Origin of the sequence: Pradoshia eiseniae, assembly GCF_002946355.1 — a bacterium.
In the GTDB taxonomy this organism is placed as follows: Bacteria; Bacillota; Bacilli; order Bacillales; family Pradoshiaceae; genus Pradoshia; species Pradoshia eiseniae.
This window is the reverse complement of the sequence record NZ_PKOZ01000002.1, coordinates 1-14,325: the sequence shown is the minus strand read 5'-3', so window position 1 is coordinate 14,325 and position 14,325 is coordinate 1. Positions and strand designations below refer to the sequence as shown.

The following is a 14,325-nucleotide window of genomic DNA, read 5'->3' as shown; positions in this document are numbered from 1 at the left end:
CCACATGTGAATAACAAGAATCTAAGCACAATCTTCTTTTGATTATCGCTGTTAATATATCAGACTCTCCTTGTTTTTTCTTTCAACATAAAAAAGGACCAAGATTCCTATCCTCGCCCCTTTTTATTCTTTCTATATAAATGTCTGCCGGATATTATTTAGTATCGCCAATATCCCCCTTATTTAGTCTCTTCCAGCTGCATGGCAGGTCCGAAAAATTCATGATGGATTTGATCCTCACCAATCCCTGCTTCTCGCAAGGAGCTCACAGCAAAGCTCATGAATCCTGCTGGTCCGCAAACGTAGTAAATCCCCTTTGGATCCAGCCCTTGCAGGTCTTCAGAGGTCATTCTTCTCTTGTCATCACTCAAATAAAACATCGCTTCGAAATGAGGCATCTTCTGAACCAGCTGCTTCAGTTCTTTGTTAAATGGCCGGATTTGTTCATTTCTAACGGAGTGCTTCAGAACAACTTCCCTTGAAGGATTCTTCTCCGACAAGGTATGGAGCATACTCATAAACGGAGTAATGCCTACCCCTCCGGCAATAAAATACACTGGTTTTGATTCCATGACATCAAGGGTGAAATCTCCAGCCGGCGCTGTGGCCTCAAGACGGTCGCCTACATTCAGATAGGTATGGAGATAATTCGAAACCTTCCCATCCGGACTGCTCCCAGGCAGCTCTTTTTTCACGGAGATTCGGAAGTACTCCTTATTGGGAGAACAAGTCAAACTGTACTGCCGGTTCATCAAATATTGCTCACCTGGAATCGAGATTCGGATGGTCATGTACTGGCCAGGTTTAAACGCCGGTAAAGCTTGACCATCTGCAGGCTTCAAAAGAATCGAGGTGATATTCTCACTTTCTCTCACTTTATCCATTACGATGAACTCCTTATAATCAGCCCAGCCGCCTGCTGCTTCTTGTACTTCTTCATACATTTCCTTCTCAACAGCAATGAAGACATCGGCAATCACTGCGTATGCCTCGGCCCAAGCTCCAATGATTTCATCCGTAGCTGCTTCACCGAGCACCTCCTTGATCGCCTCTAGCAAATTCTCTCCAACAATCGGATAATGCTCAGGCTTGATGGCCAAGCTTCTATGCTTATGGGCAATTTGCTTTACCACCGGCAATAACACCTCAAGCCGATCAATATAATGTGCAGCTGCCGTTACCGTATTAGCGAGAGCCGTTTGCTGGCGCCCCTTTTGCTGGTTCGCATGGTTAAAAATATTTAATAATTCAGGGTGTTTCACAAAAAGATTTCGGTAGAACGTAGTCGTAATTTCTTTCCCTCTCGTTTCTAAAATAGGGGCTGTTGATTTCACAATTTCAATTGTTTTAGCTGATAACATCCCAATCACTCCCTCTGTTACTAAAAGATGTATTTTAAATACTTCTTTATTATCCACCCAATTTAAAACAAATGCAATTTTTAAAATAATCTTTTAAATATGATAGTATTAATATATATCGCAGGCAGAAAGAGAGGAATTCATCATGCGATTAACGAGCTACACCGATTATTCCATTCGCGTCTTAATGTATTTAAGCGCAGATACTCATAAATTGGCTAATATAAAGGATATTGCGGCAGCCTATGGCATATCAAAGAATCATCTTATGAAGGTTATTTATAATTTAGGGAAATTAGGGTATATAGAAACGGTCCGGGGAAGAAATGGCGGAATTCGCCTTGCTATGGAACCGCATGATATAAATATTGGCGCTCTTGTCAGAAAGACAGAAGAGGATTTCGCTATCGTTGAATGCTTCACCTCAGATAATCACTGCCCCATTTCACCGGTTTGCGCACTAAGAAATATCCTGAATCAGGCCCTCTTGGCCTTCATCGAGGTACTTGATGCCTATTCTCTTGAAGATATCTCGAAAAATAAAGGCATGCTTCTAAAGATGCTCCAGCAATCAGCCTCTGCTGAGCTTGATAACATAGATCCGGATGAGGATCAATAAAAAAATGCCGGCCATGTTTTGGCCGGCATTTCTTATTTATGCGGGGCGATCACGATATATCGATTCGGTTCGGTTCCCGCAGAATAGGTCTTAATATTCTTCTTGTTCATCAATGCTGAATGAATGACTTTCCGCTCGTAAGACGGCATTGGCTCAAGCGGCACTTCCTTTTTCGTATAAAGCGCCTTGCTTGCCATTTTCTCCGCAAGCTGTTTAAGCGTCTGCGTCCTTCTGCTTCGGTAATCCTCCGCATCAAGCATAACAGTCAAGTATTGCTCGGAATGCTTGTTAGCCACTAACTGGGTCAAGTATTGTAACGAATTGAGGGTTTGTCCCCGTTTGCCAATTAGCATAGCAATTTTCTCGCCAGATAGCTCAAAAATGACTAATTTGCCTTCCCTTTTCAGTGTCACTTGCACCGGCGCACCCATTTGCTCTGCGACGTCTTCTATGAAGCGCTTGGCTTCTGCCAAAGGATCCTGCTTCAAAATGACTTTAACAATGGCCGGCCTTGTGCCAAATAAGCCCAAAAAGCCTTTTTTGCCTTCATCCACGACTTGGACTTCAATCATATCCTCGGATGCATTTAATTGTTTAATTGCAGATTCAACGGCTTCATCCACCGTTTGGGCAGTTGCGGTTACTTGTTTCACTTTTTCTTACCTCCAGCTCTAGCAATTGCCTTGTCAGACTTTGCTTGCTTAATATCTGGACCTTTAATGAAGTAAGTTTGAGCAATAGAGAATAGGTTACCAATAACCCAGTATAGTGATAATGCCGCTGGGAAATTAATCGCAAATACGATAATCATAATCGGCATAATGTACAGCATCATTTGCATTGTCGGGTTATTATCTTGTCCAACCATGGAGATTTTTTGTTGGATATAGGTTGTTAAGCCCGCGACAAGCGGCAAGATAAAGAATGGGTCTTTATCGCCTAAATCAAACCATAGGAAACTATGGTTTGCTATCTCTGTTGTCCTCATAATCGCATGGTAGAATGCAATTAAGATAGGCATTTGGATAAAGATCGGCAGACATCCAGCTAATGGATTAACACCATGCTGCTGGAATAAAGCCATCGTTTCCTGCTGCAGTTTTTGCTGTGTCTCAGCATCCTTGGAGCTGTACTTCTCTTTAAGGCGGTTCATTTCAGGCTGAATTGCCTGCATAGCCTTTGTGCTTTTTATTTGCTTGATCATTAATGGCAAAATAAGAAGTCGCACAAGAATTGTGACAACAATAATAGAAATTCCATATCGGTTTCCGAATATGTCTGCCATTTTAATAATCAACCAGGAAAGCGGATAAACAAAATAAGTATTCCAGATTCCCTCACTCTCTGAAGTGATTGGTTCATTAATTTCACTGCACCCTGATAGAATGGCAATAAGAAATATGACTGAACCAAAGAGAAGCAAATGTTTCTTCTTCAAGCCTTCTTTCCTCCTAACTGCTTAAGAGATTTCACAAAACCTCTTGTCCAATGAATGTATTTTACCATTTTTTCTATCGCAATGCCTATCCCGTTGGATGACAAATTGCGAAACTTAGTATTTCTTCAAGGCTGACGCCCGTTTTAAAACATGGTTCAGACTTTTTTTCGTTTCATGGAAATCCATCGCTTGAGTAGGTTTCCTCGCAACAACTATGTAGTCATTCCCTGTCTTGATTCGATCCTCCATCTCAAGGAAGGATTGTCTTACATATCGTTTGACACGATTGCGCGTAACGGCATTGCCAATTTTTTTTGAGACAGACAAACCGAGCCTGAAGTAATCTTGCTCTTTCCTTTCAAGAATATACACGACAAACTGGCGGTTTGCTATTGATTGCCCCTTCTTGAAGACTTCCTGAAATTCCTGGTTCTTCTTAATTCTTCTTTCCTTATTCATGTATCCACCTACACCTAGTACTCTACGTTATCCGTATGAATTGGTTTCAAAAAAACCGGAACATTTCCCATTCCACTTTAAGCATTGACCATTTACCAGTTTATTAAAAGTCTCTTTCTTATTAAACCATATTAATATTCATTTATATACTGACAGTCAAAATGGCCCTTTACTTAATCACTGCCCTGCTTACCAAATCTGTCTAGCCAAGGGTGGTGATCCAAAGAATAAAGGACCATTATTTTACTGACTATTATAGCTGCCTGAAAAAAAGACCACTGAAATGGTCAGTGGTCTTAGGCAGATAATACTTTTCTTCCTTTACGACGACGTGCAGCAAGTACGCGACGTCCGTTTTTAGTGCTCATACGGGCGCGGAACCCATGAACTTTGCTGTGTTTACGTTTATTTGGTTGGTACGTTCTTTTCATTATAGTACACCTCCCTGAGGATTACAGTTAAAGACAGTCCTTACAAGTATATAGAGGTAGATGGTCAATTGTCAACTTATACTTTCATTAATGCTCTCTTTATCTTCTCCGATGCATGATTTTTTATTCTTTCACAGGAAAAAGAGAAATTATACTTGTTGTCTTGGGATATGTTGTGGATAATTAAATTAACCGATTTCCACAATCCACATCCTTTTTCGACAGGTTTTTCACAATCCACTCCCTTGTGGAAAACTTTTATCCCCACGCATAGGTTGTTGTGGATAAATAATAAAAAACGTTGCAACTACTGTGGTTTTTTGATATCATATTTTATGTTTTCATTCTTGATAACTTATCCACAAGATAAAATTATCCACAGAGTGTTAATAAGATGTGGATAGATTTCCACACAGTATGGAATAACCTTGTCCACAGGTGGTGGATATTGTCGAAAATACAAATCCCCTTAAATTCCCTTATACATGGTTACTTATTTTTATACATTTCCTGTCCTTTTCATAAATTTTTTTAGCGGATTATGGTGAATTGGCTGTTAGAAGGAGGATCGACTAGTGAAAAACATAGAAGAATTATGGAAGCATTCCTTATCTATATTAGAGAAGAAAATAAGCAAACCCAGCTTTGAGACATGGCTGAAATCGACAAAAGTCCATTCCTTAAAAAAGGATACACTGACAGTCGTGGCACCAAATGAGTTTGCGCGTGATTGGCTTGAGGAACGCTACTCAGAAGTAATTGGCGATGTCCTGTATGAAATTACAGGCGAACATTTGGAAGTGAAATTTATCATTCCTCATAACCAAACAGAAGAAGAGTATGATCTTCCTGCTCCAGCCAAGAGAGTAAAAAGAAATCAAGATGAGCAGCATGATATTCCACAGACCCTTTTAATCCCTAAATATACGTTCGACACGTTTGTTATTGGCTCCGGGAACAGGTTCGCTCACGCTGCCTCGCTCGCTGTAGCTGAGGCGCCGGCTAAAGCCTATAATCCCCTTTTCATTTATGGGGGCGTCGGTCTTGGAAAAACGCACTTAATGCATGCGATTGGCCATTATGTGCTTGAGCATAATCCTCAAGCAAAGGTTGTCTATTTATCATCAGAAAAATTCACGAACGAATTTATTAACTCGATTCGTGACAATCGCGCAGAAGACTTCCGAAACAAATATCGAAATGTTGATGTGCTATTAATAGATGATATTCAATTTCTGGCTGGTAAAGAATCAACCCAGGAGGAATTTTTCCATACTTTCAATGCTCTCCATGAGGAAAGCAAGCAAATTGTTATCTCAAGTGATCGCCCTCCGAAAGAGATTCCGACACTTGAGGACCGCCTTCGTTCACGGTTCGAATGGGGCCTAATCACGGATATCACCCCTCCGGATCTTGAAACAAGGATTGCGATTCTTCGTAAGAAGGCAAAGGCTGAACGACTTGATATTTCCAATGAGGTTATGATCTATATCGCTAACCAGATTGATTCGAATATACGTGAGCTTGAGGGAGCTCTCATTCGAGTAGTGGCTTATTCTTCCCTTATAAATAAAGATATAAACGCTGATTTAGCAGCTGAAGCCTTAAAGGATATCATTCCGAATTCAAAACCGAAAATTATCTCGATAGCGGATATTCAAAGGGCAGTTGGAGAACATTTTAATGTGAAGCTCGATGACTTCAAAGCAAAGAAACGGACAAAATCCGTCGCTTATCCAAGACAGATTGCCATGTATCTTTCTCGTGAGCTCACCGACTCTTCCTTACCGAAGATTGGTGAAGAGTTCGGAGGCAGGGACCATACAACGGTTATTCATGCTCACGAAAAAATTTCTAAACTCATGCAAACTGACGCACAGCTTCAAGAGCATATAAAAGAAATTAATAGCAAACTAAACGTTCACTAATCAACAGCCGATAATTCGATTGTTGATAGGAAACGTTTGACACCCAAGATTAGTCACAGTCTGTCCACATGTGGATAGACTGTTTTTCCGTCATTTTCTTTAGTTATCCACATACTCACAGGCCCTACTATTACTTCTTCTATTTTTTTATTAAAATAAATAATAAATATGTATCTAAGATTAGTCACAATTTGGAGGATTACTTATGAAAATTATTATTCAGCGCGACCGCTTAGTTCAAAGTGTCAATGATGTTCTCAAAGCAGTATCCACGCGAACTACTATTCCAATCTTGACTGGGATAAAATTAAAAGCCAATGAAGAAGGCGTTAGTTTAACCGGAAGTGACTCTGATATTTCCATCGAATCCTATATTCCTTCTGAAGAAGAAGGCAATGAGCTAGTAGAAATTAAAGAAACTGGTTCCATTGTACTCCCGGCTCGTTTCTTTGCTGAAATCGTCAAAAAACTGCCTGAAAACTCCGTAGAAATCGAAGTTCATGCTCATTTGCAAACCATCATTCGTTCTGGCAAAGCGGAATATAAGCTAAACGGATTAAATGCGGATGATTATCCACAGCTTCCGCAAATAGAAGAAGAAAATATGTATGCAATGCCAATCGATTTACTAAAAACCATCATCCGCCAGACAATCTTTGCAGTGTCCACCTCAGAAACACGACCTGTCTTGACAGGTGTAAACTGGCGCATCGAGGATGGCCAATTAATCTGTATTGCAACAGATAGCCATAGGCTCGCCATGAGAAAAACGGCCATCAGCGGTAATGGAAATAGCCATAGTGTCGTTGTTCCAGGAAAAAGCTTGAGTGAACTCAGCAAAATCCTTGATGATACGGATGAAGAGATTCAAATGATCTTTACAGAAAATCAAGTTCTGTTTAAATCCAAAAACTTATTGTTCTTCTCACGTTTATTAGAAGGCAATTATCCTGATACATCCCGCCTTATTCCAAATGAGAGTAAAACGGATGTTCGAATTAATACAAAAGAGTTATTGCATGCCATTGACAGGGCTTCTTTGCTTGCAAGAGAAAGCAGAAATAATGTCGTCAAACTATCTACGCTAGAAGGATCTTATATTGAAATTTCTTCCCATACACCAGAGGTTGGAACTGTTACTGAGGAAATCCTGACTCATTCTATTGAGGGAGAAGAATTAAAAATCTCCTTTAGCGCAAAATATATGATGGATGCATTGAAGGCGCTGGATGTGACGGAAGTGACAATCAATTTCACCGGAGCCATGAGACCTTTTGTATTAAAAGGTGTTGAGGATGAAAGCATGCTCCAACTGATTTTGCCAGTGAGAACGTATTAATTTACACAAATTGTAGAAACCTGTTCGTCGGATTGTACCAAGAACAGGTTTTTTTGTGTAAAATCATTTTATTTAGTAAAATAAACTTTTAGATACTTTTACAGGTGGGATTTTTTAAATGGAATCTATACAAATTCAAACTGAATTTATTACCCTGGGACAATTTTTGAAGCTGGCCAGCATAATCGATTCTGGCGGGGCAGCAAAATGGTTTCTTTCAGAATATGAAGTATATATCAATGGTGAGTTAGACGTCCGACGAGGAAGGAAGCTTCGTGTTGGCGATCGTATTGAAGTACCGGAAATCGGTTCTTATTTAATCACGGAATAAAGCAAAGGACCTAACTATGTATCTTGAAAAGATTGCTCTTCAACATTATCGGAATTATGAGAGTCTGACGGCGGAATTTGAGAATAAGGTCAATGTCATTCTTGGCGAGAATGCACAGGGGAAGACGAATGTTATGGAAGCGATGTATGTGCTCGCAATGGCGAAATCACATCGAACTTCAAATGATAAAGATCTCATTCGTTGGGACCAAGATTATGCTAGAATAGAGGGTAGAGTGAAAAAAAATAACGGATCTATCCCTCTTGAGCTGACGATCTCGAAGAAAGGCAAAAAGGCCAAGTGTAATCACCTCGAACAAAAGCGCCTTAGTCAATATATTGGGAACATGAATGTCGTTATGTTTGCACCAGAGGACCTGAATTTAGTCAAAGGGAGCCCGCAAATCAGACGACGTTTTATTGACATGGAGATTGGACAGGTCTCCTCGGTTTATTTGCACGAATATAGTCAGTACCAAAAAATTCTTCATCAGCGCAATGCTTTCCTAAAGCAGATTCAGATGAGGAAAATCACTGACGATACGATGCTAGCCGTGCTGACTGAGCAGTTCGTTCATTATGCTGCAAGAATTCTTGTGAAGCGATTCGAGTTCCTTGAACTACTGCAAAATTGGGCAAAACCGATACATCAGGGAATCTCAAGGGGCCTGGAAACTCTCGAAATTCGATATAAACCATCCGTAGAGGTATCAGAATCTATGGATATGTCGAAAATAGTAGAAAGATTTCAGGAAAAATTTGATAAAATAGAAATGAGAGAAAAAGAACGCGGTACCACACTGATTGGCCCGCATCGGGATGACTTGGAGTTTTATGTCAATGGGCGCGATGTGCAAACCTTTGGCTCACAAGGCCAGCAACGCACGACGGCCTTATCCTTGAAGCTGGCTGAGATTGAATTGATTCATTCAGAAATCAATGAATATCCGATACTCATGCTTGATGATGTTCTCTCAGAACTTGATGACTATCGTCAATCTCATTTATTGAACACCATTCAAGGAAAGGTGCAAACATTCGTAACAACCACAAGCGTAGAGGGAATTGATCATCAAACATTACGGGAGGCGGCAACCTTCCAAGTGAAAAGCGGCACAATGACCAGAATGAAATGAGGTGACGGAGTGTACCTTCATATCGGGAATGATACGGTAGTGAAGACAAGTGAGATTGTGGCTATTTTGGATGCAAAGCTTCTTGATAGCTCACTGCTGTTAAAAGAGTTTATTTCAGAAAACGACGTCATCCATTTAGCTGATCATCCACCAGCTAAATCGATCGTTATCACAAATAACCACATATATCTCTCCTCATTAGGGTCAGCGGCATTAAAGCGCAAATCATCAATTGTTCGTGTTTAAGAAAGAAATAAAGTTTTGAAATAAATGCATGAAAAGTGTAGGTGAATGGTTTTGACTACGGAACAAACAAATATCCAAAATGGGTCCTATGATGAAAATCAGATACAAATACTCGAAGGCCTTGAAGCAGTACGAAAACGGCCAGGGATGTATATTGGATCAACAAGCAGCAGAGGATTGCACCATCTAGTATGGGAAATTGTCGACAACAGTATTGATGAGGCACTTGCCGGTTTTTGTGATGAAATCAATGTCGTTATCAATTCTGACAATAGCATCACGGTCAAAGACAACGGGCGTGGTATTCCAGTAGGTATTCATGAAAAGGTAGGCCGGCCGGCCGTTGAGGTCATCATGACAACCCTCCATGCCGGAGGAAAATTTGGCGGCGGAGGCTACAAAGTATCAGGCGGATTGCACGGAGTTGGCGCGTCTGTAGTTAATGCTCTTTCCACTGAACTGACAGTGCAAGTTGAACGTGAAGGCAAGATTCATGTTCAAAAGTTCGAAAGAGGAGTTCCGAAAGGTGAGCTTCAAATCCTAGGAGATTCTGACCGAACTGGTACAACCATCACGTTTAAGCCGGATGGAGAAATCTTCACGGAGACACTTGTGTACGATTATGACATTCTCGCAGTCCGTTTAAGAGAGCTTGCCTTCCTTAATCGCGGCATAAAAATTACGATTCGAGACGACCGAGAAGATGGCAAATCAAACGAATACCACTACGAGGGCGGAATTAAGTCCTATGTCGAGCATTTAAACCGTACGCGTGAGGTTCTTCATGAGGAGCCAATTTATGTCGAGGGTGAGAAGGACGGCATCTCGATTGAAGTGGCTCTCCAATACAATGATGGCTTTGCAAGCAATATTTATTCATTTGCCAATAATATTCACACATATGAAGGCGGTACTCATGAATCCGGCTTCAAGACGGCTTTAACAAGAGTCATTAACGATTATGCGCGCAGAAACGGTATTTTCAAGGATAATGACCAAAACCTTACTGGTGAAGATGTACGTGAAGGATTAACAGCAATCATTTCCGTCAAACATCCTGATCCGCAATTCGAAGGGCAAACGAAGACGAAATTAGGGAATTCTGAGGCTAGAACGATCACAGATAATATCTTCTCAGACAAGATGGAAAAATTCATGTTGGAGAATCCATCAGTTGCCAGAAAAATCGTTGAAAAAGGCTTAATGGCAGCTAGAGCAAGAGCAGCGGCCAAAAAGGCAAGGGAGCTAACTAGAAGGAAAAGTGCCCTTGAAATTTCCAGCTTGCCTGGTAAGTTAGCGGACTGTTCCTCTAAGGATCCGTCCATCAGTGAGATTTATATCGTAGAGGGTGATTCTGCGGGCGGTTCTGCAAAAACTGGGCGAGACAGGCATTTCCAAGCTATCTTGCCGTTAAGGGGTAAAATTCTGAACGTTGAGAAGGCACGTCTGGACAAAATCCTTGGAAACCAAGAAATCCGAAATATCATTACGGCCCTTGGAACAGGCATTGGAGAGGACTTTGACATTTCGAAAGCCCGTTACCATAAGGTTGTAATCATGACGGATGCCGATGTCGACGGTGCCCATATCAGAACATTATTGTTAACGTTCTTCTATCGTTATATGCGGCCGATTATCGAGAATGGCTACATCTACATCGCCCAGCCGCCGCTTTATAAAGTACAGCAGGGCAAGCGTGTGGAATACGCCTATAATGATCGAGATCTTGAAAAAATTATGGCCGAGCTCCCTGCACAGCCTAAACCGGGATTGCAGCGTTACAAGGGTCTTGGTGAAATGAATGCTACGCAATTATGGGATACAACAATGGATCCGGAAACAAGAACCCTTCTCCAAGTCAGTCTTGAAGCTGCAATTGATGCGGATGAAACTTTCGAGATGCTGATGGGTGACAAGGTTGAACCGCGCCGTAACTTCATCGAAGACAATGCGGTATATGTGAAGAACCTTGATATATGATGAGTGTTGGCAGGTACCTGATAAGTATTCCAGGTTCCTATAGGTAATCATGCAGGATAGGTCCTATCTATCCTGTCTTTTTACTTGTAAAACAGGAGTTTGTGGATAAGAGGAGGTAGTTCCATGGCGGAAATGGAAAACCCAAGAGTAAAAGAGATAAATATTACTCAGGAAATGAGAACATCATTCCTGGATTATGCGATGAGCGTTATCGTATCGAGGGCATTGCCAGACGTGCGTGATGGTCTGAAGCCAGTGCACAGGCGGATTCTTTATGCGATGAATGATCTAGGCATGACATCTGATAAAGCGTTCAAGAAGTCAGCCCGTATCGTTGGTGAAGTAATCGGTAAGTATCATCCGCATGGTGATTCGGCTGTTTATGAAACAATGGTTCGTATGGCGCAAGACTTCAACTATCGTTATATGCTAGTAGAAGGACACGGAAACTTCGGTTCTGTTGATGGAGACTCGGCAGCGGCAATGCGTTATACAGAAGCTCGTATGTCCAAAATCTCAATGGAACTAGTAAGAGATTTGAATAAGGACACGATCGATTACCGAGACAACTATGATGGTTCTGAAAGGGAACCAGTTGTTCTTCCGTCTCGTTTTCCTAACCTTTTAGTCAATGGATCGGCGGGTATTGCGGTCGGAATGGCAACGAATATCCCGCCTCACCAGTTAGGAGAGGTTATTGATGGGGTGCTTGCGTTAAGTAAGGATCCTGAGATTACCATTCAGGAGCTTATGGAGATTATACCTGGTCCTGACTTCCCGACTGCTGGGAAAATCCTAGGAAGAAGCGGGATTCGTAAGGCCTATGAAACAGGAAGAGGCTCCATCACGCTACGCGCCAACTCCTTTATCGAGGAAAGAGCAAACGGGAAACAAGCCATCATTATCACTGAAATACCTTACCAGGTGAATAAGGCTAAATTGGTTGAGCGAATTGCTGAGCTTGTCCGTGACAAACGCATTGAGGGCATTACGGATTTGCGTGACGAGTCAGACCGTAATGGCATGCGCATCGTAATTGAGCTGAGACGTGACGTGAATGCGAATGTTCTATTGAACAACTTATACAAACACACTGCATTGCAGACGACTTTCGGAATCAATATGCTCTCTCTTGTTGATGACCAGCCAAAGGTACTCAACCTTAAGCAAATGCTTTATTACTACTTAGAGCATCAGAAAGTGATCGTCCGCCGCCGGACTCAATACGAGCTTCGGAAGGCAGAAGCGAGAGCGCATATTCTCGAAGGCCTGCGAATCGCTCTAGACCATATTGATGAAATCATCGCATTAATTCGCGGTTCCCAAACAACGGATATCGCGCGTGAAGGGTTGATGACGAAGTTTGAACTGAGTGAGAAACAAGCTCAAGCAATTCTTGATATGCGCCTGCAAAGATTAACAGGACTCGAGCGGGATAAAATTGAGCAAGAATATAGCGAATTAATGACTTTGATTGGCAACTTAAGAGCAATCCTAGCTGATGAAGAAAAGCTATTAAACCTAATTCGCGAAGAATTGCTTGAAATCAAGGAGCGCTTTAACGACGAGAGACGTACCGAAATCGTACTTGCCGGCTTGGAAAGCATTGAAGATGAAGATCTCATCCCTCAGGAAAACATCGTCATTTCATTGACGAATAAGGGGTATATTAAGCGGCTCCCAGTTTCCACATACCGAAGCCAGCGAAGAGGCGGACGAGGAATTCAAGGTATGGGTACGAATGAGGATGACTTCGTTGAGCATCTGCTCACAACCTCTACCCATGACACGATTCTCTTCTTCACTAATAAAGGGAAGGTTTATCGTTCGAAAGGCTATGAGATTCCGGAGTTCAGCCGTACAGCTAAAGGGCTCCCAATCATTAACCTTCTTGAAGTTGACCAGGGTGAATGGGTGAATGCTATAATCCCTGTTCAGGAATTCGTCGATGATTGGTTCCTCTTCTTCACGACGAAGCAGGGGATATCCAAGCGCACTCCGCTATCTTCATTTGCCCATATCCGCAATAATGGCTTAATTGCCCTTGGATTGCGCGAAAATGATGAATTGATATCTGTCAAATTAACAGATGGAGAACGTGACATCATTATTGGGACAAAGAATGGACTTCTTATCAGATTCCCTGAAACAGATGTCCGCTCAATGGGGCGTACAGCGACGGGAGTAAAAGGTATCACGCTAAGTGCCGGAGATGAGGTCGTTGGTATGGATATCCTTGAAGAGAAGGACGATATCCTTATCGTGACGAAAAAAGGCTACGGAAAACGTACAGGCGCTGAAGAGTATCGTATCCAAAGCCGTGGCGGAAAAGGAATAAAAACATGTAATATAACCGACAAAAATGGTGATCTTGTATCCGTTCAAACCGTCTCTGGCGAGGAAGATATTATGGTCATCACGGCAGCAGGTGTCGTAATCCGGATGGATGTGGCTCAAATCTCTCGCCTTGGAAGAAATACAATGGGCGTCAAGCTAATCAGGCTAGGAGATGAGGATGAGCAATACGTCTCCACTGTAGCAAAAGTGGAGAAAGAAGCTGAATCCGAAGATGATTCCATGGAAGATGACGAAACTATGGCAGAACAACCGTTAGATGGTGAATCGCAAGCATCTGAGGAAAGCGAAGAATAGAAATGAAAAGCCAGGGAGCCATTAATGACTTCCTGGCTTTTATGTTGTTTTTACAGGAAATGAATAAAATATGAAAAAGATGTTGCAAACATAGCGATATGTTGGTATACTGATTTAGCTGACCGAGATAAGCGGTCCGCCAAGAAAAAGAATTAAAAAAAGTTGTTGACAAAACAAAGTGAACTTGGTATGATAATCAAGTCGCTGAAAAACGACAACGAACGAATTGTTCTTTGAAAACTAAACAAAACGAAACGCTAAGCAAGTCTTAAACAAGAGAGTTTAACTCTCGTCAATGTTTTAAATTATAGCTAGATCAAACATCTTTTGGAGAGTTTGATCCTGGCTCAGGACGAACGCTGGCGGCGTGCCTAATACATGCAAGTCGAGCGAATCAGATGGGAGC

At 41.7% G+C, this 14,325-nt stretch carries 13 protein-coding genes and 1 rRNA gene; 9 read left to right on the top strand and 5 right to left on the bottom strand.

Annotation, left to right across the window (positions count from 1 at the left end):
* Window positions 1–179: 179 nt before the first annotated feature.
* Window positions 180–1,361 carry an NO-inducible flavohemoprotein gene (hmpA, locus tag CYL18_RS04970; protein ID WP_104848386.1) on the bottom strand — a complete coding sequence of 394 codons (1,182 nt, stop codon included), beginning with the start codon at window positions 1,359–1,361 and terminating at the stop codon, window positions 180–182.
* Window positions 1,362–1,506: 145 nt separating this feature from the next.
* On the opposite strand from hmpA, the gene CYL18_RS04965 reads away from it, so the two are divergent.
* Window positions 1,507–1,980, top strand: a complete 474-nt coding sequence (locus CYL18_RS04965) for an RrF2 family transcriptional regulator (protein WP_104848385.1) — start codon at window positions 1,507–1,509, stop codon at window positions 1,978–1,980.
* Window positions 1,981–2,012: 32 nt separating this feature from the next.
* Here CYL18_RS04965 and jag read toward each other — a convergent pair whose 3' ends face one another.
* The 4 genes from jag to rpmH form a co-directional block, all read right to left on the bottom strand.
* Window positions 2,013–2,633: an RNA-binding cell elongation regulator Jag/EloR gene (gene jag, locus CYL18_RS04960; RefSeq protein ID WP_104848384.1), complete on the bottom strand. Its 621-nt coding sequence runs from the start codon at window positions 2,631–2,633 to the stop codon at window positions 2,013–2,015.
* Window positions 2,630–3,418: a YidC family membrane integrase SpoIIIJ gene (gene spoIIIJ, locus CYL18_RS04955; protein WP_104848383.1), complete on the bottom strand. Its 789-nt coding sequence runs from the start codon at window positions 3,416–3,418 to the stop codon at window positions 2,630–2,632. The genes jag and spoIIIJ overlap by 4 nt, the downstream gene beginning before the upstream one ends.
* Before the next feature lie 114 nt (window positions 3,419–3,532).
* Window positions 3,533–3,877, bottom strand: a complete 345-nt coding sequence (rnpA, locus tag CYL18_RS04950) for a ribonuclease P protein component (protein ID WP_104848382.1) — start codon at window positions 3,875–3,877, stop codon at window positions 3,533–3,535.
* A 296-nt stretch (window positions 3,878–4,173) separates the two neighbouring features.
* Window positions 4,174–4,308 carry a 50S ribosomal protein L34 gene (gene rpmH, locus CYL18_RS04945; protein WP_066109727.1) on the bottom strand — a complete coding sequence of 45 codons (135 nt, stop codon included), beginning with the start codon at window positions 4,306–4,308 and terminating at the stop codon, window positions 4,174–4,176.
* Between the two features lie 575 nt (window positions 4,309–4,883).
* On the opposite strand from rpmH, the gene dnaA reads away from it, so the two are divergent.
* The 8 genes from dnaA to CYL18_RS04905 all read left to right on the top strand — a co-directional run.
* Complete coding sequence (gene dnaA / locus CYL18_RS04940) at window positions 4,884–6,236, top strand: chromosomal replication initiator protein DnaA (protein WP_104848381.1); 1,353 nt, start codon at window positions 4,884–4,886, stop codon at window positions 6,234–6,236.
* 205 nt (window positions 6,237–6,441) lie between these two features.
* Complete coding sequence (gene dnaN / locus CYL18_RS04935) at window positions 6,442–7,575, top strand: DNA polymerase III subunit beta (RefSeq protein WP_104848380.1); 1,134 nt, start codon at window positions 6,442–6,444, stop codon at window positions 7,573–7,575.
* Window positions 7,576–7,693: 118 nt separating this feature from the next.
* Window positions 7,694–7,906 carry a S4 domain-containing protein YaaA gene (yaaA, locus tag CYL18_RS04930; RefSeq protein ID WP_104848379.1) on the top strand — a complete coding sequence of 71 codons (213 nt, stop codon included), beginning with the start codon at window positions 7,694–7,696 and terminating at the stop codon, window positions 7,904–7,906.
* Between the two features lie 16 nt (window positions 7,907–7,922).
* A complete protein-coding gene (gene recF / locus CYL18_RS04925) occupies window positions 7,923–9,041 on the top strand; it encodes a DNA replication/repair protein RecF (protein ID WP_104848378.1) in 1,119 nt (372 codons plus the stop codon).
* 9 nt (window positions 9,042–9,050) lie between these two features.
* Window positions 9,051–9,287, top strand: a complete 237-nt coding sequence (gene remB, locus CYL18_RS04920; protein ID WP_104848377.1) for an extracellular matrix regulator RemB — start codon at window positions 9,051–9,053, stop codon at window positions 9,285–9,287.
* A 72-nt stretch (window positions 9,288–9,359) separates the two neighbouring features.
* Window positions 9,360–11,267, top strand: a complete 1,908-nt coding sequence (gyrB, locus tag CYL18_RS04915; RefSeq protein WP_236636282.1) for a DNA topoisomerase (ATP-hydrolyzing) subunit B — start codon at window positions 9,360–9,362, stop codon at window positions 11,265–11,267.
* 123 nt (window positions 11,268–11,390) lie between these two features.
* Entirely contained in the window at window positions 11,391–13,919 is a 2,529-nt protein-coding gene (gene gyrA / locus CYL18_RS04910; protein ID WP_104848375.1) for a DNA gyrase subunit A, read from the top strand.
* A gap of 324 nt (window positions 13,920–14,243) precedes the next feature.
* Window positions 14,244–14,325, top strand: a 16S ribosomal RNA gene (locus CYL18_RS04905); the annotation flags it as partial.